The 24,042-nt window shown below is 47.7% G+C and carries 16 protein-coding genes; 7 read left to right on the forward strand and 9 right to left on the reverse strand.

All coding sequences use genetic code 11. From position 1 onward, the window contains the following. Nucleotides 1–34: 34 nt before the first annotated feature. The 6 genes from FHW36_RS12925 to FHW36_RS12950 are packed head-to-tail and all read right to left on the reverse strand — an operon-like array spanning nucleotide 35 to nucleotide 9,614. Nucleotides 35–2,260, reverse strand: a complete 2,226-nt coding sequence (locus FHW36_RS12925; RefSeq protein WP_186452418.1) for a DUF4838 domain-containing protein — start codon at nucleotides 2,258–2,260, stop codon at nucleotides 35–37. A 22-nt stretch (nucleotides 2,261–2,282) separates the two neighbouring features. Further along, a complete protein-coding gene (locus FHW36_RS12930; protein WP_145669122.1) occupies nucleotides 2,283–5,144 on the reverse strand; it encodes a tetratricopeptide repeat protein in 2,862 nt (953 codons plus the stop codon). A gap of 10 nt (nucleotides 5,145–5,154) precedes the next feature. Further along, the gene (locus tag FHW36_RS12935) at nucleotides 5,155–6,642 is read right to left on the reverse strand and encodes a glycosyltransferase family 2 protein (RefSeq protein ID WP_145669125.1); all 1,488 of its coding nucleotides are present in this window, start codon (nucleotides 6,640–6,642) and stop codon (nucleotides 5,155–5,157) included. 9 nt (nucleotides 6,643–6,651) lie between these two features. Next, a complete protein-coding gene (locus FHW36_RS12940) occupies nucleotides 6,652–8,088 on the reverse strand; it encodes a glycosyltransferase family 2 protein (protein WP_145669128.1) in 1,437 nt (478 codons plus the stop codon). Further along, entirely contained in the window at nucleotides 8,088–9,239 is a 1,152-nt protein-coding gene (locus FHW36_RS12945) for a HEAT repeat domain-containing protein (protein ID WP_145669130.1), read from the reverse strand. Before FHW36_RS12945 ends, FHW36_RS12940 begins: the two co-directional genes overlap by 1 nt. 3 nt (nucleotides 9,240–9,242) lie before the next feature. Continuing rightward, complete coding sequence (locus FHW36_RS12950) at nucleotides 9,243–9,614, reverse strand: response regulator transcription factor (RefSeq protein ID WP_145669133.1); 372 nt, start codon at nucleotides 9,612–9,614, stop codon at nucleotides 9,243–9,245. A 284-nt stretch (nucleotides 9,615–9,898) separates the two neighbouring features. Here FHW36_RS12950 and FHW36_RS12955 point away from each other — a divergent pair, with 284 nt between their 5' ends. The 4 genes from FHW36_RS12955 to FHW36_RS12970 are packed head-to-tail and all read left to right on the forward strand — an operon-like array spanning nucleotide 9,899 to nucleotide 15,812. Continuing rightward, complete coding sequence (locus tag FHW36_RS12955; RefSeq protein ID WP_222429065.1) at nucleotides 9,899–13,291, forward strand: response regulator; 3,393 nt, start codon at nucleotides 9,899–9,901, stop codon at nucleotides 13,289–13,291. Nucleotides 13,292–13,298: 7 nt separating this feature from the next. Then, a complete protein-coding gene (locus tag FHW36_RS12960; RefSeq protein WP_145669136.1) occupies nucleotides 13,299–14,120 on the forward strand; it encodes a CheR family methyltransferase in 822 nt (273 codons plus the stop codon). Nucleotides 14,121–14,123: 3 nt separating this feature from the next. After that, complete coding sequence (locus FHW36_RS12965) at nucleotides 14,124–14,705, forward strand: chemotaxis protein CheB (protein ID WP_246121143.1); 582 nt, start codon at nucleotides 14,124–14,126, stop codon at nucleotides 14,703–14,705. Between the two features lie 3 nt (nucleotides 14,706–14,708). Then, entirely contained in the window at nucleotides 14,709–15,812 is a 1,104-nt protein-coding gene (locus FHW36_RS12970; RefSeq protein WP_145669139.1) for a sensor histidine kinase, read from the forward strand. Here the strand turns inward: FHW36_RS12970 and FHW36_RS12975 are convergent, their stop codons facing one another. The 3 genes from FHW36_RS12975 to FHW36_RS12985 all read right to left on the reverse strand — a co-directional run bounded on the left by FHW36_RS12975 (nucleotide 15,813) and on the right by FHW36_RS12985 (nucleotide 18,590). Then, complete coding sequence (locus FHW36_RS12975) at nucleotides 15,813–16,646, reverse strand: hypothetical protein (protein ID WP_145669142.1); 834 nt, start codon at nucleotides 16,644–16,646, stop codon at nucleotides 15,813–15,815. Nucleotides 16,647–16,671: 25 nt separating this feature from the next. Further along, the gene (locus FHW36_RS12980) at nucleotides 16,672–17,472 is read right to left on the reverse strand and encodes an alpha/beta fold hydrolase (RefSeq protein ID WP_145669145.1); all 801 of its coding nucleotides are present in this window, start codon (nucleotides 17,470–17,472) and stop codon (nucleotides 16,672–16,674) included. A 134-nt stretch (nucleotides 17,473–17,606) separates the two neighbouring features. Next, on the reverse strand, nucleotides 17,607–18,590 hold the full coding sequence (locus FHW36_RS12985; RefSeq protein WP_186452419.1) for a YncE family protein: 984 nt from the start codon (nucleotides 18,588–18,590) through the stop codon (nucleotides 17,607–17,609). A gap of 136 nt (nucleotides 18,591–18,726) precedes the next feature. Between FHW36_RS12985 and FHW36_RS12990 the strand changes: the two genes are divergently transcribed. The 3 genes from FHW36_RS12990 (at nucleotide 18,727) to FHW36_RS13000 (ending at nucleotide 24,035) form a co-directional block, all read left to right on the forward strand. Continuing rightward, nucleotides 18,727–19,272, forward strand: a complete 546-nt coding sequence (locus FHW36_RS12990) for an RNA polymerase sigma factor (RefSeq protein ID WP_145669151.1) — start codon at nucleotides 18,727–18,729, stop codon at nucleotides 19,270–19,272. A gap of 69 nt (nucleotides 19,273–19,341) precedes the next feature. Then, nucleotides 19,342–20,295 carry a FecR family protein gene (locus FHW36_RS12995; protein WP_186452420.1) on the forward strand — a complete coding sequence of 318 codons (954 nt, stop codon included), beginning with the start codon at nucleotides 19,342–19,344 and terminating at the stop codon, nucleotides 20,293–20,295. A gap of 251 nt (nucleotides 20,296–20,546) precedes the next feature. Continuing rightward, nucleotides 20,547–24,035 carry a SusC/RagA family TonB-linked outer membrane protein gene (locus FHW36_RS13000; RefSeq protein WP_186452421.1) on the forward strand — a complete coding sequence of 1,163 codons (3,489 nt, stop codon included), beginning with the start codon at nucleotides 20,547–20,549 and terminating at the stop codon, nucleotides 24,033–24,035. Nucleotides 24,036–24,042: the final 7 nt, after the last annotated feature.

Consider the following 24,042-nt stretch of genomic DNA (forward strand, 5'->3'; position numbering starts at 1 on the left):
TTCCAAATTTATTTTCAGCAGACGCCCTTTAAAACTACTCCACGCTTACCTCATCGCAGCATAGAGCCGGCTGCTTACCCGCTACCAGCCGCCATTCCGGTAAACCGGCCGGGCATTTGGCAGTAACCCTGATATACCTGGCGGAAGTGCCTGGTAAAGAAAAGGAGTAGTGCTGAATTTGGACGGCATAATCTTCGCCCGGCACCGGGATATCTTTTTCCTCGGCAGCGGTAAAATGTTGTCCGTCCATCGACGTTTCTACCTGTATCCGTACCGGCGTAAAAATGTAATGCCGGGCATCCTGCAGGAAATTCATTTGTACCTGGTGAATAGTTTTGTTACTACCCATGTCGATAGTGGCAATCATATCCTTGCCATAGGTAAACAGCCAGTTATAACTAAAATCCCTACCACCCATTAATCCATCGGTAAGCGTGGCCTCCTTCTTGGGCGAATACTCCGGTGTATAAGGGTGCACCAGCGTTACCGGGACATGCAATGCCAGGCTGTTGATCCATTTACGGGAAAAAAGCTCCTGCCACTCCTGTACATAAGCATCGGGCGATAAACCGCCTTCTGACAGCTCCTGTACGCCGGCTGCCTTACATTGCTGCGCGAATTGCTGTACGCGCTGCGGCCACTTTGCCTTTACCGTCCCATCGGCCTCCAGGTAGCCGTATGGCTCATTTCCATAGTAGCGCGATTGCTGTAATACCACGTATTCGAGAAACAGGCGGGTACCAGCTACCCGCTGTTGGAAGACTGAATTATCACCGGCTGCTGCTTCAGCTTTGTCCAGCAAGGTGGAGTATTGGTCTATCAGCTTGGGTGATAAGTAGTCACGGATATTATAAACCGGGTTCCCGTAAATATCCAGTGTACTATGTGTGCTTTTAACGGCATTGCTGAGCGCCTCCAGGTATTGCCCTATAAACGGCGCTGCGGGGCCATAATATCCTTTCAGGAAATCATGGTTGACTTGCTGCATATCAGCATCAGGATGCCATAACAGGGCCGCCTGTACGTAGCTGTTATACGCCGCCATATCGCCGTAAGTTTCGCCGCTACCCTGGGAAAATACCCCTTTTACATGATGTGCTGCAAAATATTTGATATTGGATGGCAGGTTATTATAATCCGGGAAAGGGGCCAGGTAATTGGTAAACTGCGTGGTATAGTCCCAGATAAACAGGTTGCTGGTCATCGCTTCCCATCCTTCCAGGTGCTTGCGGAAGGCCGCCGCCGAAGACGTTTGTGCCAATGGCTCCTGTCGGAAAGCATCTATGGTGCTCAACATGATATATACATTGCTACCAGGCTTCGCTTTCAACGGTGGCCTGGCGGTATAGCCATAAGCCAGCGTGGTAAAGCGTTGTTGCGGAAACTGGCTGGCCACGCGGTTTACAAAACGGATCAGGGAACCCTGGGGGCCGCCTTCTTCTGCATCTGCCTTACGGCATAAGTCACAGGTACAGGCGCCGCCGCCATCCTCGGGCGATATAGACCAGTATGCTGCATCGGGGTTATCTGCGATGGCTTTTTTAAACCATGCTACCGTTAATGTATATACGTTTTCATTACTCAGGCAGAGTTGCTGAGCCTGTCTTTTGCCGTTTACCAGGGAATAATATTCCGGGTGTTCCTTAAAATAAGTAGCTGGTGGAAGCAGCTTAAAAAAGGAATGTCCCCACAGTCCCCACAGGTCTTCAAACCGGTGTAACCGGTGCCACGACAGGTATTCCGCATCCATGGAAGGAGGGTAGTAACTCTCCCGGTAAAGGAAAGCCGGTTCCTGCAAATCAGACAGGGACCCACTGATACGTATATCCTTTGCCGTTGGTACAAACGCCGGGCCTGCGGCATCCTTACGGCAACCCATATATGCCTGCAGGGTATGATATACGCCGTACACTACGCCTTGCCCGCTGCCCCCGCGGATATAGAGAAACTTGTCTTTACTGCCGGTAAAAAAGCCTTCTGGCTTTATTTTTTCGGGGCCATAGGTATGATCGGTATTGCCAACAAATACCGCCGGCTGATCTTTATACTGGCTTTCCGGGATCACGGGTAAAGCAGCCCCGGAAATACGTTTTACATAATCCCTGAATATATCTGCTGCTTTACTTTCCGCTTTGGTGGCCTCCGTGGGTACTACAATAACGTAGGCACTGCGCCCCTGTTGTACCAGTGGTAATTCACCCGTTTGCGGATGACACGCACTGAATAACATCGTTGTCACCGTTAACAAAACACTGCTCATAAATCTGCACATTGTAAGTCCGTTAAAATTTCCGTTGGAGCATCAGGTAAATATCATATTGGTTCTGATAGCCCACATCGGTAATTTTCTGGTTGATCCAGGTGCCATATAATCCCAGCGTAGTGCGGTAATGCAATACTTTTTGATAACCCACCCCCACACTATGCGTCAGCAACCCCGAAAGATTCGGAAAGTTAATCAGCCGGCTCCGGTCATCCGGAGAAGTACCCAATCCACCCACCAATTGCAGGTAATCCTGCCGCTTGTTCATAAAATAGCGGGTAGTGAGATTAAAGGCAGTGTAGTTTTTGGAAGATTCGTTGATCACAAAGCCCCGGAGGTTCACCCAGAAATCACCGAACGGCTTAGCTACAGAAACCACACCAGAAATACTGCTGGTACTGTCCAGGTTCAGGTAACGCCCGCCCAGCTCTACTTCTATCTCTTTTTTAAATGTTTTGAAGATGGAATAAGCTGCTCTCCATTGAGGGAATACCTCTTTATTGGAATAAGCCACCATGCCATAGGAATAGAGGCTGCGACTATGTGTGTAGTACATTTCGGCCAATCCCTGTAAGCCGTTACCCGTTTGCCTTCCGGCATAGTTCACCTGGAATGCATAAGAGCCCCGCTTCATAAAGCGGCGGTACTCCACCGTGGCAATATTGTATTTATTGCCCGAGTAGTCGAAGCTGGAATTCAGGTAGTACAAGCCGAACTGGTTTTTCAGCGTTTTGCTTTCCAGGTAGTCGTGATAATCCCTGTTTTCCGGCGTGTTATGCAACTTTACCACAGCATCGGCTGCCAGCGCGGCTGCCGAAAAATCTTTTTTATTCTCCAGCGTGATGGCTTTCTTCATTAAGAAGCCCTCATTGTCGGGGTAGTATTTAAGCCCCTGCGCTGTATAGGCCAGGGCGCTGTCGTAGCGTTGTTGCCCGTTCAGGATATTGATACTATACAGCAGGGCCATAGAGTCTTTCGGATGCAGGGCCAGCACCTGGTTGAAGCGCTGCAAAGCGCTGTCGGGCTGCTGGTGGCGCTGGTATTCGGTTCCGGCCAACATCAGGCTGTTGACATACGCCGTTTTATATTTCTGCGTGTAAGGATACCTGTTCATCAATTCGCCGGTAATGGCGGCAGCAGCAGCATATTCATGCTGGTCCTGCAATACGGAAGCTTTCTTTAACAGGAAATCGCGGTTGCCCGGGTAGTATCCCAATGCTTTGTCGGCGTAATACAAGGCGCTGTCAGGCTGGCCAGTGGCGCTTTCCAGGTTAACCATATAATCCAGCGCATCCATGTTATTGGGAGATACGTCCAGCACTTGCTTAAACTGTTGTTTGGCCAGGTCGTACTCCTCTGCTCTCATATAATTGCGCCCGTTGGTCAGGTAAAGGTCGGTGAGGTGATTGTTCAAACGTTCATCTGCCGGGAACCGGGTGGCCAGTTGCCGGGCAATGGCGGCAGCTTCTTCATATTTGCCTGTTTCGCTCAGCAGGGATGATTTTTTCAGCAGCAAGCCGGCATTGTCGGGATAGTAGGCGAGTGCCTGGTCTATTACTTTCAGTGCGGCGGTATTATTTTTTTGGGAGATATAGGTATTGGCCAGGAGGTTAAGGGCGGTACTGTCATTGGGACTGGCTTTCAGGGCACTTTCAAAAGAGGCGGCGGCCAGGTCGTACTGCTGCTGTGCGAGATAGTCGCGCCCACTGGCGGTTTGCAGTGTTACCAATCTTTCCCGGAGCGCTGCATTGGGAGTACGCTGGTACAGCGTTTCTGCCAGCGCAGCGGCAGCGCTGTATTTATGGTCGCTTTCCAGTACATCCATTTTCATGGCCAGCAACTTAGCATCGGCCGGGCGGTGCTTTAATCCCTGGTTAATCCAGGCCAGGGCTTCTTTATAGGCGCCCCGGGTCATACTGTAGCCGATGAGTTTATCCAACGCTTCGCGGTTGCCCGGATCTTTTGCCAGTACGCCCGCATATAGCGTATAGGGGTCGGTGTTAGCATAGTAGTTAGCGGCTTCCAAACGCAGCGAGGTAGCCAGGGTGCGGGCTTTGGCATCGGAAGGATACCGCCGCTGTATTTCGGCCAGGGTAAGCAGTGCATCGGTATAGGCATGCATTTCCTGTTCTATGCCTAATTTGCGCATCAGCAGGTCGTAAGCGCCCGGCCGCGCCGCCAGGGCTTCGTTTACCTGGTCTAAAGCCGATTGATAATTGCCGCCTTTCAGCGCTACTGATAGATTGGCTTCGCGGGCGTCGGGGTTGCGGGGATCTACCAGTAATACACGGTCATAACTTTGCCGGGCCATACTGCTGTTGCCCAGTTGCTGAAAGTATTTACCACTTACCAGGTAATGTTCTATATACGCATTACGTACGGTAGTATCTTCCGGGTACTTGCTCATCAGCCTTTCAGCATATTCATTTCCCTGGTATACCTTATGTTGCAGGTCCAGTATACCCAGCTTCTTACGCATAAATTCCGGGCTACCGGGGAAGTTGCTGAGCGCTTCATCGGCATAGCACTCCGCTTCTGGATATCTACCCGTGGTAAGTTCTACGTTGATGGCATAATAGTAAGCATCACGGTAGCGGGGATTTTTAGCCAGTACGGCTTTAAAATATTTCCTGGAGAGATCGTATTGTTTCGTGAGCATATAGAGCCTGGCCAACAGTAGCTGCTGGTCGATAAAGTCAGGTTGTTTTTCTAATGCCTGCTTCGACAGGCTGATAGCTTTGTCATAGTGCTCCTGCTTCGTTTCCTGCACCGCCTGGTTGTACAGGGATTCAGCGTTGTCTTTTCCTTTAGAGAGCTGTGCCTGCGTTTGCAGGGCGCAACACATCACAATGCCCGTTAACAGCTGTTTTAATACCGCCATTATTTTTTATTTAAGCGTTTACTTTCTTTTTACTGAAACCTTGTCGCTGCATATTTCCCCAGGTCGTTTTTTTCCCGGTGAGAAAGAACCAATATCCTTTTAGTGCAAAAAATACGATCAGCGGGTGATAGATCAGCGGTTCCAGGAAGGCCATTAATGCCAGGCCTATCACCTCCCGCCAGGTTTTATAGTACCGGTACGTAAGCTGATCCCAGCAAATGGCCAGGGTGGTAATCATTACGGAATACAGGTACACAAATCCCAGCAAAATAATGGCGTATTGCCAGCTCACCTGTTCTGTAGCAATCAGGTAAATATAATAGCAGATACCTATAAACTCGATGATGGGCGCCAGGAATTCAAAAAACAGGTTGTAGGGAAGTACAACCAACCCCAGTTTTCTATAACGGGGATTAAACAGGAACTTCCGGTGTATGGTGATGATTTCGCTCAGCCCCCGGCCCCAACGCGTACGTTGCCGGCCAAATATTTTCATATTGGGTGGGCCTTCCGTCCAGCATTGGGTGGTGGGAATATAACGGATGGCGTATTTCTGTTTATTATCGATCATGTAGGCACACATGCGGGTCACGATATCCATATCTTCCGCAAAGGAGGTTTGGTCATAGCCTCCGGCTTTAATGGCCACTTCCTTGTCAAATAAACCCAAACCTCCGGATACATTGGGTACACAATTGATACCGCTCCAACCCATTTTCCCCAGCACATACGCCCGTATATATTCCATTTCCTGGAAGCGGGGTAGTAGTTTTTCCGGGGGACGTACCCGCAATATAATGCCCTCATCTACTTCACAGGAGTTGGCAACACGCAGTGTGGCGCCGGTGGCAATCACCCGCCGGCTGTCTTCTATCATATGTACATATCCGCATTCCGGGCAAGGTTCGCCTACTTCCTTTGTTTTCTTATGTTCCTCATCCATAAAAGGCTTGATCATACGTAGTAACGTATCCTTTTCGATGATACAGTCTACATCTGTACACAGGAAATAGTTGAAGGAAGCGGCGTTAATACCGGCGTTGGAAGCATCTGCCTTACTCTTTCCATTTACTTTGTCGATCACCATCAGTTTATCATAGGCCGTGTTGGTGGACTTGAATATGCGTCGTACCGGCCGGGTTGTAATACGCTCGTTATAGGCAAAGTCTACTTCTACCAGTTCAAATTCATTTATGAGTTTTTCCAGCGTATCATCGGTGCTTCCATCGTTTACAATGATCACTTCGAAGCGGGTATAGTTCAGGGTGAGGAGGGAGCGTACATTCATGATGATGGTAACGCCCTCGTTGAAAGCCGGAGCTATCACCGAGATACCTGGTGTGAGCGGCGATTCCAGCAACTGATCGTAGTTGGTATAACTGCTCTTGCGCCGGAAAAGTTTGATACCACGGTAAGATAAGTAAGCCAACAGGGCATACATAAATAACATGGTACCTCCATATATAAATACACCGCCTTCAAAAAATGATTTCAGCATATGTTTTTATTACTTTATTTTCTTTTTCCCAAAGCCTTGTCGCTGCATATTTCCCCAGGTGCTTTTTTTGCCGGTGAGGAAATAATAGTAACCACGCAGCGAATAGAGCACAATAAGGGGATGATAGATTAAAAATTCCATAAAGGGCGTCATGCACAAATAAGCTACTTCCCACCAGGATTTATAATACCGGAAGGAGAGCTGGTCCCACACGATGGAAATAGTGGTGATCATCACGGAGTACAGGTACACAAAAAGCAGCAGTAGCAGGGCATATGGCCAGTTAATGTTGCCGGTAACAGCCAGCACAATATATACAATGATACCGCTGAATTCAACCAGGGGCGCCAGTAACTCGAAGAAGAAATTGAAAGGGAAAATGATCAGCCCCATTTTTCCGTAACGGGGATTCATGAACATGTGGAAGTGACTATACATTAGCTGTGCCAACCCCCTGGCCCAGCGGGTGCGCTGCCGGTTAAATATTTTGAGCGTAGCCGGCGCTTCTGTCCAGCACAAGGTTTTAGGTATATAACGTATGGCGTAATCGATTTCATTGTCATGCGCATAGCGGCACATCCGCGTCAGCAATTCCATATCTTCTCCAAAGGAACTATGATCATATCCGCCACAGCGGGTGGCTACTTCCTTATCAAACAGGCCCAGTCCCCCGGATACGTTGGGAACACAGTTGATATAACTCCAGCCCATTTTTCCCAATACGAAGGAGCGGATGTACTCCACTTCCTGGAAGCGGGGGAGAAGCTGCCTCGGAGGGCGCATGCGGGTCATCACGCCTTCGTCAAATTCACAGGAATTGGCGATGCGCAAAGTGGCGCCTACGGCAATTACCCGTTTGTTTTCTTCCTGCATAACCGGCAGGATCAGCTCGAGCAGGGTGTCTTTATCCAGTATACAGTCTACATCCGTGCAAACGAAGTAGTTGAATGTAGCGAGGTTGATACCGGCATTTACGGCATCGGCTTTACTTTTCCCGTTTACTTTATCGATCACTATTAGTGATGCGTAGGCGGGATCGGTTGACTTAAATATTTTCCGTACAGGCTGTGTCCGTATTTTCACATTATAGGCGTAGGCCACTTCTACCATTTTAAACTCTGTAATGAGTTGTTCCATGGTATTATCGGTGCTGCCATCGTTAATAAGTACAATCTCGTATCGGGGATAATTGAGGGTGAGCAGGGAACGTACATTGGAAATAATGGTCATTCCTTCGTTAAAGGCAGGTGCCAGTATGGTAATGCCGGGTGCCAGCGGGGAACTTGAAAGCAGGTCTCGCTGGTGCAGGGAATTTTTCCGGGTGTACTGGCGGACTGCCAGCCTGGAGAATATGGCCAGTAAAGCATATACCAGTAGTAACACCAAGCCATATACGAAAATCGCGCTTTGATATATTTTTCCCAGTATTTCTAAAATACCACTCATTAGTATTTGATTAATGGGTTCATACAGTGTTTCAGAATGCGTAGGTTTTCCGGTGTAGCGGTGGCCATCAGTTCTTCTATCACCTGTTTGGCAATCCAGTCATTTTTTACCAGCGACTTGGCGGCGCTTTTACGGAGGTCGAAATCGGTGGAGTGCAGGAATTCCAGTTTCAGGAAATCTATATGACGTCCGCTGCTGATACGGCCAATGGCCTTTAATATTTCTATCTGGCAATGCAGCGGTTGCGTACTGTAAATGCTTACCAGTTTGTCTTCCACGTCGGGCACCTGCAATTTCCCCAAACAATTGATGGCGTCGGCCCGCAGGTAATGGTCTTTTGTATCCAAAAGTTTGATAACGGCAGGTACCGCGGGCAACTGGTTGTAGTGCACAATCAGCTTCAAACAGAAAGAAACTACGCTTTTATTGGAGGAATAAGTAACCCAGCGGGCAAAATTAGGAATCGCAATGTCCTCGGTGGTGCTGATAATACGAAGCAATTCTACCTGGTCCCACATCAGCAGGGGTTCCGTTACCACATCAAAAAACTTAAATGGCTCATTTTTACTGAGTTTGATATAGGCATGACGGGCGGCAGCTCTCAATTCGCGGTTACGGCTGTTCGTTAATGGTAAAATAGTGACATCTGCCACCGACATGTCCATGTTGGTAAATTCAGTCAGCGCCTGTACTTTCTTCTCCCAGTGGCCGGACTTCATCTTTTTCATAGCGTCTTTGTCCAGCTCCAGCTGCATGTAGAGGCTACGGAGCAAAAGCCCCATATTTCCCCGCACATTGCGGCGAAAGTGGATAATACGCTCCGTAAGAGCAGACCGGGCCCACTTTTTATCCAGGGGTAGTTCCTGGAAGGCGTCCAGGTTCAGCACTACCTGGTCAGCCGGCACTGTTTCGGCTTCCGGATGGGTCAGTACTTCATCGATAATGAGGTTATCTATTTTTGGAAGCAGTTTCGCCAAACGCTTATCCCGGCGGTTACCGAGGTAACGGTTTCTCAAAATAGAAAAATAGGCGAGCAGGGTACCTACGGCAGCAATTACTATAAATATCATGGCTAGCTGTATCACCAGCGGAGCATACCGGAAGGTATTGATGACAGGTTCCAGGAAGGCAGGTAGTTGTATGTCGAACATCAGCTATTTATTCTTCATTAATAATCGTTTAACGCGGATCATTAATTCGGCAGGGATGATAGGTTTTTTGAGGAAATCATCTGCGCCCAGCTTAAACCCTTCCATCACCATGTCTTCGTTGCCTGCATTGGATACAATGATCACCGGGATAGGCCGGGGCTGGCTTTTTACCTTGCTCAGAATTTCAAATCCATTGGCGTATGGCATCATAATGTCGGTAATAATCAAGTCATAACCGTACTGGGTCGACTCCAGCTTTTCAAATGCTTCTTTGCCATTAGATACATGATCCAGCTCATATTCAGAGGATGGGAGAATTCTTGCCACTATCTTGGGCATTATTTCATCGTCTTCTATTAACAGTATTTTACTCATAGTGGCTGCGTTTGTTCCGTAAACAATGTGAATGAACAATTGTTTACCGATTTTTATAAAATATGGTATTGATGTCTCTCTTTTTAGATATCAGTTTTGCCAGTGTATGCGTAGATATATACTAATAGCAGAAATGATTAGATTTTCTATCTAAAAAATTATTTTTAAATTAATACTAAAACCACTACATACTATGACACAAAGGTATTGAATATGAAGGCATTTCGGTACTTTTATACCTAATATAGTAAATTATCAGACATTAACGAATTCCTTTTTTCAACGTGGCACCAATCAAAATTTCACTGGCCAACAGGTTGTACCTCGGCTTCGCATTAGTAGTATTGTTGGTATTGCTGAGTGGTTTATTAACCTGGCGTACGTTTGATTCCCAAATGGAGGAATCCAGCTGGGTACAGCATACCTACCACGTGCTCAATAATTCAGAAAGGGTACAACGGCTTCTTTTTGATATGGAAGCTGCCCGGAGAGGGTTTAGGAGCACTTTCGACCATAAATTCCTGAAGCCCTATGAACTGGCACTGCCAAAAGTGGCGCCGGCCCTCAATGACCTGCATACCCTGGTGTCGGATAATCCGGAGCAATACAAAAATGTGGATTCCCTGGAGGATGAAGTCAATAACCTGCTTAGTTACTGGAATGAACTGGACCATTCGCTGGATCAGCAACGTTTCGAGCAAAACAAATCCATCACTGAAACGGAGGCCCTGTTGATGGACCGGGTACGGGCTAAAATATCGCTGGTCAACGCGGAGGAACGCCGCCTGCTGTCACTCCGGGAAAATTATAAAAACGAGTCTTTTTCCAAAGCCGTCAGAGCGCTGCTGATCAATAATGCGTTTATCCTGTTGGTCGGTTTTATTCTGATGCGGGTTACTTATATAGAATTTAAGCGAAGGATCCGTGCGCAGAAAACGCTTAATCTTAAACTGACAGAAGTAGTAGACCTCAATGAGGCCGCCAATGAGCGCAACTGGATGCTCACCGGTGTGAATAAAATGAATGATAGCCTTCAGGGAGCGAATAGCCGGGAAGAGCTGGTACACCATGCCCTGCAAACCTTAACCACTTTCGGCGAATTTGCCGCCGGCGCTTTTTACCACTTTAACGAGGAGGCTAAGCATCTGCGTTTAGAAGCCACTGTTAATATGCCAGCGGCCGTTCCCGCTGTGGTGGCTATTAATGATGGATTTGTAGGTACTGCCGCCAGCAACCCCGACCTGCGGGTGATCCGCGGGGTGCCACCCAGTTACTGGCAACTGGCATCTGCCAGCGGCAACGGCGTTGCCGGGGAACTGGTATTGATACCACTCTGGGTGGATAACGAACTATTGGGAGTCATTGAACTGGCTTCCTTTAAACCGGTAACCCAGCTGCAGGTAAGCCTGCTGGAAATATTAAAGAAAGACATTGCCGTAGCGGTGAATGCAGCCAATGCCCGCGAAAAGGTAATGCAACTCCTCCGCCAGGTACAGGAACAAAAAGAAATACTAATCAGCCAACAGGAAGAACTCCGGCAATCCAACGAAGAACTGAGCCGTCAATCGGAAGTATTACAGGCCTCCGAAGAAGAATTGAGAGTCCAGGAAGAAGAGTTGCGACAGGTAAACACGGAGATCACTGTAAAAAATTACGCCCTGGAACTTGCCCGGAACGATTTATCCCAGAAGGCCGCAGAGCTGGAAGCCAGCAGCAGGTATAAGTCCGAATTCCTGGCCAATATGTCGCATGAGCTGCGTACACCGCTTAATAGCGTGCTTATTCTCGCTAAAATGCTCCAGGAGAATAAAGATAGAAACCTGACTACAAAACAAATGGAATATGCCGGCATTATCCATAAGTCCGGCTCTGACCTGCTCCACCTGATCAATGATGTGCTGGATCTCTCCAAAATAGAAGCCGGTAAGGTGGAAATGAACTTTGAAGCCATACCGGTGAGCGAAATTATGGATGATCTTTCCGATCTCTTTGATGTAGTATCCCAGGAGAAGAAAATACAATTCATTAAAACCATCGCGCCCGACGTCCCTACCACCCTGTTTACGGATAAACTCCGGCTGGAACAGGTGATCCGCAACCTTTTATCCAATGCGTTTAAGTTTACACCCGCTGCCGGCGTTATCACGCTTTCCTGGTATATGGTCAACCCCGACACACTTTGTATCAGCGTTAGCGATACCGGTGGAGGCATCCCGGCCGACAAACAGGCCCTGATATTTAATGCCTTCCACCAGGGGGATGGCAGCACCAGCCGCAAATTTGGCGGTACCGGCCTGGGACTGAGCATCAGCCGCGAACTGATGCAGCTGCTCAAAGGATCGTTGGAGCTCGACAACAGCTCCCCGGCAGGCAGTACCTTCAGCATTACCATTCCTGTTCATCCTGATGCTGATGCGATCGTTACTACGGCCGATGCCCCTGAGTATACGCCGTCGCCGTTGCCGACACCCGCTATCAGCGACGACCGGGATAATATCAGCAAGCAGGACAAACTGATCCTCATTATAGAAGATGATATTCATTTCGCGGATATCCTCCGTGACTTTGCCCGCAATAAAGGATTTAAAACGATAGTAGCCTACAATGGCCAGGATGGATTGGCCTACGCCCGCAAATACCTGCCGGTAGCGATTATCCTCGATATGAACCTGCCCGTTATTGATGGTAAGAGCATCCTGAAAATCCTGAAAAGCAATGAAGAGCTGAGCAAAATACTGGTACATGTTGTCACCGCAGCCGATAATGCTGGTATTGGCGAGGATAACGTACATGGTTATACGAGGAAACCGCTGCAACTGCCCGACCTGGAGGCCGTATTTACCAACATCAGTACCCGCATGCAGGCGGGGCTTAAAAAAGTACTGCTCCTGTCGGCCGGCCCACGGAGCGCAGATGCGGCCATCAAAGCCAAAAGTGAAGAACGCCACCTGGAAACCCAATACGACATAGCCGCCAGTATGCCAGAAGCCAGGCAACTCCTGGCACAAAAGAAATACGATACCGTTATCATGGAAATAGGCGCGGAACTGGAGCTGGACAAAGTGATTGAGCAGTTAGAGGCCCTGACCAGCATGCCCGAAACCGGCAATGCCCCGCTGATCGTATATCTCGACCAGGATATTACCAGCAGCGAGGAACAGCAGCTGAAGAAATATGCGGCCGCTATTGTGCGCAACTCCGCCCTCGCTACCGATCGGTTGATGGATGAACTGGAACTCTTCCTGTATAAACTGGAGAAAAAAGAAAAAGCAGCATACCCGGAAACGCCCGGCGCTACCACGATCCTGTCGGGAAAAAAGGTACTGCTGGCAGATGATGATATGCGCAATGTATTTTCTATCAGCGCCCTGCTGGAAGACCAGGGCATTGAAGTGCTCACAGCGGCAGATGGTAAGGAAGCAGTGCAAACCCTGCAGGAACATCCTCAGCTCGACCTGGTACTGCTTGATATTATGATGCCGGAAATGGACGGTTACGAAGCCATGCGCCTGATCCGTGCCGATCCAAGGTTTCAGCAGTTGCCGGTGATTGCCCTCACCGCCAAAGCAATGGCGGAAGACCGGGTGAAATGTATGGAAGCTGGCGCCTCCGATTATATTGCCAAACCCGTAGATAATATTAAATTGTTATCATTGTTAAAAGTCTGGTTATCTTAAAGCTAATATGGTAGAAGGTATCAGCAATAGCGATTTTACTGACCTGGTGAAGATCATTCAACAGCGGTATGGCTATGATTTTACCAACTATGCCGTAGCGTCGCTAAAACGCCGGTTTATCCGCTTTATGGCGTATAAACATATCAATGGCATCTTCGAACTGAAACACCGGCTGCTCAATGAGACGCACTTTTTCCAGGAAATGGTCCAGTATATTACGGTGAATGTAACAGAGATGTTTCGCGATCCGTCGTTCTATAAAGCGCTCCGGGAACAGGTGTTACCGCGACTGGCATCTTACCCTAATATCAAAATATGGCATGCCGGCTGTGCCTCTGGGGAAGAAGTTTATTCCATGGCGATCCTGCTGGAAGAAGCCGGGCTAATGGACCGTTGCCGCATTTACGCCACGGATATGAATGCTGCCAACCTGAAAAAGGCGGAAGAGGGTAAGGTTACGCTGAAGGAAATGAAAGACTATACTTATAATTATATACAATCGGGTGGGCTTCATGACTTTTCTGGTTATTATACGGCCTACGCAGATCATGTAATTATTCAGCCGGCATTAAAACGTAATATTATTTTCTTTCAGCACAACCTGGTTACCGACCAGGTGTTCAACGAATTTCAGCTGATCTGTTGCCGGAATGTTTTTATATATTTTAACAAGACACTGCAGGAACGGGTGGTAAAATTATTCTATGAAAGCTTAACTTCGCTGGGCTATCTGGCGTTAGGTTTAAAAGAGTCGTTATTGTATAATGAAGAAAGAGTAAAGTTTGAACCGGTAAATGCGGCCAATAAAATATTCAGACGTAAAACATAGCCGTTGACGCTTCCCCCTAAATACCGTATCCTGCTTATCGGCGGTTCTGCCGGTAGTATGGCCGTATTGGTGACGTTGCTGAACCATTTTCCCTCTCCTTTTCCGATACCGGTAGTGATCATTATGCATAGGTTAAAGAACGTAGTCAGTGAATTGGATAAACTGCTGTCAGTACAGCAGGTGATCCGGGAGCCGGAAGACAAAGAGCAACTATTACCGGGAAAAATTTACCTGGCGCCGCAAAACTATCACCTGCTGATAGAAGAAGATGCTACCATTTCGCTGGATTATTCGGAGCTGGTGAATTTTAGCCGCCCGGCCATAGACTTGAGCTTTACAAGTGCTGCTGCCGTTTTTGGCGCTCATGTGCTGGGTATTTTGCTGAGTGGCGCCAACAATGATGGGGCCGCAGGATTGTCACGCATTATTGCCGCAGGTGGTACCGGCATTGTACAGGACCCTGCTACCGCGGAATTCGACGTTATGCCGCAGGCAGCCATCGACGCCAATCCCGGCGTACAGGCGATGTCTGTAGAAGAAATCATCCACTTTATAAATAACATAAGTACAGAAAATAAAAGTTGACAAATGAAGCAGCTCAAACCGAAAACACTTACTATCCTATTGGTAGATGATAAACCGGAAAACCTGGTGTCGCTGGAACACATGCTGGAAGGGGAAAACCGGGAAATCATTAAAGCCAATTCCGGTAATGAGGCATTAAAAGTGGCATTACGGCACAATGATATCGGGTTGATTATGCTGGATGTACAAATGCCGGATATGGACGGGTACGAGGTTGCCCGCTTATTACAAACAAATCCCAAAACAAAAGATATTTCTATCATCTTCGTTACCGCTATTAATAAAGATGAGCAATTTGTAATGCGTGGTTTCCGGGAAGGCGCGATAGATTACCTGTCAAAACCACTCGATATCAATGTTACCCGGGCGAAAGTCAGCGTGTTTGAGAAACTATATCGTTCCCAGTCAGCGCTGAAAGAGGCCATAGCAGAAAAAGAAAAGATTAATAAGCAACTGGAGCGTTTTATGTACGTGGTAGCGCATGACCTGAAGTCGCCATTGTCGGGCGCTATAGGGTTGCTGGCCCTGATTAACGACGATGAGCGTATCCAAAATGCGCCCGATCTGAAAGAGTATATGAAAATAGTACTGGGTGCTACCAATCACCTTACAGAAATGATTACTTCCATGCTGGAGTATACCCGGCAGAGCGATATGGAACAAACGATTGAAGACGTAAATGTGCATGAACTCATTGCACAGTTGTCGCATTTACTGTTTCCGCCGGCACATATCCATATTGTAACGGAAGGCACCTTACCAGTATTGGAAACCAATAAACTGAAGCTTCAGCAGGTGTTTCAGAATCTTATTTCCAACGCCATCAAGTACAACGATAAGAAAGAAGGATTGATTACTATCGGCGGTACTGATAAAGGAGAGTACTACGAATTTTATGTAAAAGACAATGGCCCCGGAGTGGCCAAACGTGATACTGACCGTATATTCCGGTTATTCGAAAGATTAGACAACGATGGTAAAGAAGAAGGTAGTGGTATCGGGTTAAATATTTTTAAACTACTGGTAGAAGAGCAGGGGGGAAAGGTATGGGTAGAATCTCAACCGGGCGAAGGCAGTACTTTCTATTTCCTCTGGCGTCAGTCCTGATTATTCAAATATCCATAAACGTCCGCTGATTTGCTGGGTGTTCACCGGGAAGCAGGATACCTTCAGGGTTTTGTTTTCCATTTGCCAGCGCCAGTTGGTAATTGAATTTTCGGGAGAAGAGAATAGCTGGACGGCCTCCCTGTAAATATCTTCGCTATTGGTAGCGCTGTTGCGTAGTTGCGTCATAGCATCTGATAAGATAGCCGGCAGTTGTTCCCCCGGCCCGGAAAGTCCCAGTAGGGTGGCACCTTCCTGGTTAATCCACCCCGAAAATCCATCGTTGTTAATAAATACCATGGCATGTGGAATGGTGTGCAGGATAGCAGAAAAACGGGCAGCAATACGTTGAAAGTACAGTTGCTGCTCAGATTGCAACAGGATTTCTTTCAGTCGCAAACTAATAGTTTCGATACATTCCTGGAATTCAGGCATAAAGGTTTGGGGCGCACTCCAGCCCAGTATCATCAGGCTATTATTGGGAGTGGTATTTACCGGGATAATAACAGCAGAGGATAGTGCCTGCAGGATACCTGACAAGGCATTTTCTTTAGGTGGGGGTATTTTCGACCAATAAATAATTTTAAACCCCTGTGCATACAGCAGCTTTTTGATGGGATCAGGATTCAGTACAATGCCATTCAGGTGAACCGGCGACGCGCACTTTACCTTGGCAGTGTCTTCATCTTCAAACTCCAGTTGCAAGGCAATATCTGCCGAGGTAAGGCTTTTTACCAGTGAAATGCTGAACGCAAGAAAAGAAGAAATATGTTTGTCTTTATCCCAGCGACCTGTTTGGTTAATAAAATTTAAGGCTTTACGCTCCCAGTTACTCACAGTATGAAATTAAAGAATGAAATAATTACAGGAAGGACTGTATAGCGGCAATCACTTCCCCGGGCGCACTGATATGCGGAAAATGTCCTTCTGTATTCACTTTGGTTCGTCGGCTATTAGGTATATGCGCTTCCAGGTATTCGCTGACTACTCCCGGAACGGCAATATCGTTAGTGGTTTGTACTACCAGGGTGGGAATGGTTACTTTGGGCAACTCGTCCCGGTAATCCATATAAAAAATAGCTTTGGCTACCTGTATGGCGATGTCGGGTCGCAGCTCTTGCAGGGAGGCGGCAAATTGCGCAGCCAGTTCAGGCCTGTCTTCATTTCTCATGGCCAGTTTGGAGAAGCCGGCCGCCCAGGCGTGATAATTGGCTTCCATGGCTTCAAAGAGACTGGTCAATGCTGCATCGTCAAAACCGCCGATATAGTTGCTCGCCGGATCGTTGAGGTAACGGGGGCTGGAACCCAGCAATACCAGTTTATCGATGATGCCGGGGTAGTATACACTGTGGAGCAGCCCGATCATGCCACTCACGGAATGTCCGATAAAAGTAACGTTCTTCAGTTCCAGGGCCTGTAAAATATCGGCTACATCGGTAGCGTAGCCGTGTATGGTTTCATAACGACGGGGACTATAGGCTTTAAGCTCAGCTTTTCCGCCGCCTACGTTATCAAACAGTACGATCTTATAATCCTGGCGAAATGGTGCGATGACCTGGTGAAAAGTGGTTTGATCTATGCCAAATCCATGGGCAAAAACAAGGGTTTGCGGGGCACCGAGGTCACCAACTACATGGATGTGATTTCTTTGGATGATGTCCATAAGACGCGTTAATAATTGAAAATGTACACTATAGCAAACAAAACACCTGGTTATTTGGAATAACGGACCAGCCCATGGGGCTGGTCCGTCATCATCTTCACATCTTCAAATATAACGCAATTAGTCCGAACGAACTACTTACTCACTTCCAATACCCTGAAAGTGCCGGGAACAATGGTTTTGGTGGCGCCCTGATAATCTGCTACCGGCAGGTATACACGATGCGTAGCTGGGTCTACTACCAGGGTACGCGCGCCTTTACGGGTGGGCACGGTAGCCACGGTCTGGTATTTATCTGCGCCCTCGGCGGCAATCACCGACAAGGTGCCTTCTCCATTGGAAGTGAAAATGTTTTTTTGACTGGCATCAAAAGCTACCCCATCGCAGCCTCCGCCTATATTGATCGATTGCACAATATGTCCGTTGCCGGCATCCATCACAACGAGTAGTTTATTGGCACAGCCAGAGTAAAGTCGGTTCGTTGCTGTATTGATAGCCAGGCCGGTGGGTCCTTCGCCCTTGCCCAGCGGCCAGTGGGCGCCGACGGCAAATGTGCGTGCGTCTACTTTTACAATTTCGTTTTTATCTTCCAGGTTCACGTAAATATTCCCTTTACCGTCGCTCACCGCCGTTTCGGGACCACCTCCCAGTGCTACGGTGGCTACTACCTTGTCGGTGGCCGGATCTATAACACTCAGGTTGTCGCTTTCTCCATTGCAGACAATAATTTTCTGGGAAAATGGCTCAAATAGAATGGCATCGGGCTTATTACCAGTTTTAATTTCACCCAGCACGCGGTTGCTGCGGATGTCAAATACAGTGGCAGTATTAGACTTGCCGTTGGTGGTATATCCCTTTCCGGCTTTCACGGCAAATGCCACCCCGTGAACGCCGGCTGTATTTTCAATAACGCCGGTACTGTCGCCTTTTATTTTATCCAGTACATTTACCCGGGTGCCATGTGCAACATATAGCTGTTGCGTAACAGGATTCAGGGCAATATAGTCCCATTTGCTATCACCGGCAACGGCAAACGTTTTGGATACATGATACTGGCCAGATTGTGCGGAGGCAGCAACCACGGATAGCAGGAATGCTGCGGTGAAGATTTGTTTCATACGAATGAATGGATTTTGAACAAAACTCGGTGGCGATTCTGTAGATAACCTGTAGGATGTATACCCGGGGCAAAAAACTCCTTGTTTTTTTGCAGGGCTTTTACATATATTTACGTTTAAACCTTTTTTGTGATTGATGGACTTGTCGGATTCCGCACTGCTGGAACGCATGCAGTTACTGGACGATAGAGCTGCCTTCGATGAGCTATACCACCGTTATTGGGAACGGCTATACATCGCAGCATACGCCAGGCTGAAGAATGAAGCAGATGCAAAAGATTGTTTACAGGAAGTGTTTGTAGCCCTATGGCATAAAAGAAAAGCAATTGTCATCCGGGAGCAGCTGGACGCTTACCTTTTCGTTTCGCTCAAGTATCGTGTGCTCAACCATCTCCGTAATCATAACAATTACTTAAAGCATCTCGACGTTTTTTCCGCGTTTCCTCATCCGATTTTGCCTTCGGCAGATGACCACCTTTTCCTGGCAGAAATACAACAGGTGATCAGTAAAACCATCGCAGATATGCCCGAAAAAATGAAGGAAGTATACCTCCTGAGTCGCCGTGACGGCCTGTCGGTGCAGGAAACAGCCACCCGGTTGGATATCTCCCAGCAAACAGTAAAAAACCAGCTCACCTCCGCCCTGAAACGCCTGAAAGAACGGCTGGGCAACTACCAATAAAAATTTTTTTTACCGACCTAGTACTACCGTTTCACAGCGGTGTCTTTAACCATACAAATGGTTAAAAGCGTGGATGATCAAGATAAAATAGCAGGGATTCTCCAGAGGCTTGAAACCGGAACCTGTACTCCACAAGAACTGCAATGGCTGCAAGACTGGTATCATTCCCGGGACGGGCAACCGGCGTATACATTCCGGGATGAAGCCCATAAACAGCAACTGAAAACAGGTGTGCTGGAGGGAATTCACGCGCAACTGGAGCCGGAAGAAGTACCCGTAGTTCGAATGCGCTATCGTTGGCAGATAGCGGCAGCAGTGGTGGCCGGAGTGATAGGAGCAGGCGGCTGGTGGTTTATGCATAGCTGGGAGCCTCGTCATAAAATGATACAGATAGCAGTGGCTGCGGGACTGCAACAGGAACTGTTCCTGCCGGATAGCACCCACGTATGGCTCAATGCCGGCGCTAAAATGGAATATCCGCAGGAATTTGGTGACGTACGTACAGTGAAGCTGGATGGAGAAGGGTTCTTTGATGTAAAACAAGATGAACATCGTCCGTTTGAAGTACATACACAAGATATTCATGTGCAGGTACTCGGTACCTCCTTTGATGTAAAGGCCTATAGCACGCTGGATGAAACCCAGGTGACGGTAAAAACCGGGATGGTAAAGGTACTGCACGACCAAAAAGGATTAGATGTACTCAGTGCTAACGACCAGCTCACGTTTAGCCGGTCGGCGCAACAATACATGAAATCAAAGGCAGACAACCAACAAATCAATGAATGGGCCAATGGAATGATCAGCCTTTCCCAGGTAAGCTTTGCTGAACTGGCCCTGACGCTGGAAAATCAATACGGAGTACACATCCGCTTTAATCCGGCAGAAATGAAACACGACGAATACACACTGCGATGCAGTAAACAACTCACTATCACACAGGTATTAGACCTGGTGAACAGTATTCATCCCGTACAATATGATATAAAAGAGAAAGAGATTACTATACATCGTAAAAACTAATACGCGCATACAAGGAGGATGCAACCAAAATAGGTAAGGATGGCTACAGCTACTACCATCCCTGCGATAGCTATGTCCCATAGGGAATAAAAAACCGCGTCTGTTGGCGCAGACACGGTTTTAGAAAAGTTATATAACAGTCAGGCAGTGAATTGCAGACACGCTTGATGACTGGTATATGCATTTAGTTAACACTAAAATCAACCAAATATATGCAAAAATCGCTTACGCTAACTTTTATACCAGGTCTTATGAGATGGAGCGTAATGGTCACTGTCTTTATACTGGGAGGTTTCACCCTCTTGTATGCCAACAACGGCTATAGCCAACTGTTACAAAAGGTAAGGGTGACAGAAAAATTTGAGAACGAATCACTCGCTTCCTGTGTCAAAAAATTAGAATCCAACTATCACCTTTCTTTCGGGTACGATAACCAGGAACTGGTACGCTACCAGGTGAAAAAAATGAAATTTGTAAATGAACGGCTGGACAAAGTATTAGCTGCTTTGTTAACCAATACGCCGCTCCATTACCAGGAGAAAAACGGGGTGCTGCTCATTGTAAAAGCAGCTACGCCTGCTATCGCTCTGGCGCCGCCACAAACGGGTCCCGGCAAAATCAGGGGCGTTGTCACCGATGGCCCAGGCGGCACGCCGATACCGGGAGTGACGATAAAACTGGAAGGTACAAAGTACTATGCAGTTACCAATGCTGATGGCAGCTTTGAAATCACCGTGCCCGCCGGCACTTATCAACTTGCCTTTACCAGCATCGGATTTGCAGCTCAAACGGTACCTGCCGTGAAAGTACTTTCCGGCGCAGTAGCTATGCAAAAAATAGTGATGACTGTTGCGGCTTCTCATTTAACTGAAGCGGTGGTAATTGGTTACGGCGTACAGGAGAGACGAAGTCTGCTGGGATCTGTGGCCAGTTACTCACCCGGTAAAGAACCCGGTCAAACGCCCATTACGCTGGATCAGGCCATGGTGGGTAAATTGCCCGGTGTATTCATTGCTCCCTCCAGCGGTGTGCCTGGAGCGGCCACCAATATTACCATCCGCGGTATCAGTACGCTGAATCCAAACGGTAACTCGCCACTGATTGTGGTAGATGGGGTACCGATTTATGGTATTGATCCAAATCTCAATACCGTCAACTATAACCAGGGCCAGGCACAGGGCTTTTCTTTCGGAGGTAACCAGGTACAGAATGAATACCGTCAGCCCACCACCTTTGAAAAAAATCCACTGGCTACTATTAACCCGGATGATATTGAATCCATAGAGGTGCTGAAAGATGCCTATTCAACCGCCATCTATGGTTCCCGGGGATCTGCCGGTGTAATACTCATCACCACCAAGAAGGGAAGCCGTGGTAAAATGCGGGTAGATGCGCAATACAGCTTGTCGGTGAGCAAGCCCCGTAATTTACCATCTCTCATGACAGGTGATCAGTACGCAGATTTTTATAACGAACTTTTCAGGCAGAAGGATTCTATCGGTAAAGCCCAGTCCGGTTGGTACATTCCACTTAATTACAAATTTCCTAAAGGCTTGAACACCAACTGGCTCGATGAAATAGTACGCAATGCCATTGGCCAGGATGCGCAGGTATCTATGAGTGGCAGTACTGATAAATCCAATTATTATGTAAGCCTGGGTTATAATAAGGAGCAATCTTATATCGTCAACAACGATTTTACCCGCTACCAGGCACGTGTGAACTTCGATAACCAGGTGCTTAAGTCGCTCAAAGTAGGAGTGAGCATGTCCATGAACCAGGCTACCAATAACTCACTCAACGCGCAAAGTGTGTATCGCAGCGCCGTACAAAAAGCACCCAACATCGGTGTATACGATAGCACCGGGAAATATAACTGGCTGTTTGGTAAAAATCCTACCGGTCCGGAAGATGTATCCAACCCGGTTGGCGAGGCACGTTCCGGCCAAAATTATAGCACCGACAGCCGTGTGCTGGGCAATGTATTTGCCGACCTGAAAATATTACCGGGGCTTAACGCGCACACCGACATGGGAATAGACTGGATTAATTCCCGTTCCTACGACCGTATCATCGATCGCCCCAGAACCGTGGGTGGTAGCGCGAATGAATCCCAGCAGCAACTCCGCAAATGGGTGATCAACAACCGCCTCGACTTTAACAAAATGATCGGCGATGGACATGCCATCAGCGCCATGGTGGGACAGAGCTACGAAAAATCAGTAGAAAATATTAATACCGTATATGGTACCCAATTCCTCAACGACGACATGCTGAGTATCATTACCGCTAACAATAAAAGAGTACTGAACTCTTTGCAACAGCAGTGGGCACAGGTATCTTACCTGGGTCGCCTGAACTATGAATTCAAACACCGCTACCTGGCCGGCGTTACCTATCGCATGGATGGCTCCTCCCGTTTCTCCGCCAATCACCGCTATGTAGGATTTCCTTCCTTTGCCCTGGGATGGGTGCCCAGTGAGGAAAGTTTTCTGAAAGGCGTAAAAGGAATTGATCAGCTGAAAGTACGTGCCAGCGTAGGATTTACGGGCAATGATGGCGGTAATGGCTACTACGGTAACCAGGGCCAGTATATTATAGACGTGTACGGCGCTACCTATGGCAATACACCTACCATTGCTAACAAACAACCGGCTAATCCCAACCTGCAATGGGAACGTACCACCACCTGGAACATAGGCGCTGATATCAGTTTACTGAACGGTCGTATCAATGCTACGTTAGACTACTATCGCCGTCAAACTTCCAATGCCATCCTGCAATCTGCCCTGCCTTACTTTATGGGCTTCAGCCTGCAACAACAGAACCGCGCGGACCTCAACAACAAAGGGTTGGAGTTTAGTGTAACCACACAAAACATCAACCACAAGGCGTTCACCTGGACCACCACCTTCAATATTTCAGGTAACCGTAACATCGTTACCCGTTTACACCAGATCAATGAAGAACAATTGGCACAACAAAATGAAACTTCTGGTGGCCGCTTCTGGCGCGTGGGCCATTCTGCCACTGCCTTTTATCTGTATGACTGGGCAGGCGTAAATCCTGATAACGGGCAACCACAGTGGAGCGATAACGGCGGCAAACTTTCAGAAAAGCCCATCCAGGTGCAATATCCCAATGCTCCCTATACCCATCGGAAATATATGGGTGATGCCATGCCGGTTGTATTTGGCGGATTTGGTAACAACTTTACCTATAAAGGATTTGAACTGAACTGTTTCTTCTCCTTCTCCGCAGGCAATAAAATGTATAACGGGGCTAAGGCAGGTATGTACAGCTACCTGGGTAGCTCTTATTTTGCCAACAATGTGTACAACCTCTCCACAGACCTGCTGGATTATTGGAAAACACCAGGACAGCAAACAAGTATCCCGGCCCTCTTCAATAACTCCAACTATTCACCTGCAGGTTTCGGTACCTCTTATGATTATACACTCGACCGGAAAAATTCCCGGTTCCTGGAAGACGCTTCCTTCCTCAAATTGCGCAGCGTCGTGTTAGGATATAATTTCAACAAAGATGCGCTGAAGCGTATGAGAATACTGACCGCCCTGAAAGTATATGCCGAAGCAAACAATGTGTTTATCCTCACGAAGTATTCAGGACTCGATCCGGAAGTAAGCGCATATGGATCGTCTGCGTTGAATATGGGGTATGATGAATTAACCATGCCTGCTCCGCGTACCTGGAGAATTGGATTGAAAGCATCTTTCTAAAATTTTA

The organism is Chitinophaga polysaccharea (assembly GCF_007829335.1).
Classification (GTDB): domain Bacteria; phylum Bacteroidota; class Bacteroidia; order Chitinophagales; family Chitinophagaceae; genus Chitinophaga; species Chitinophaga polysaccharea_B.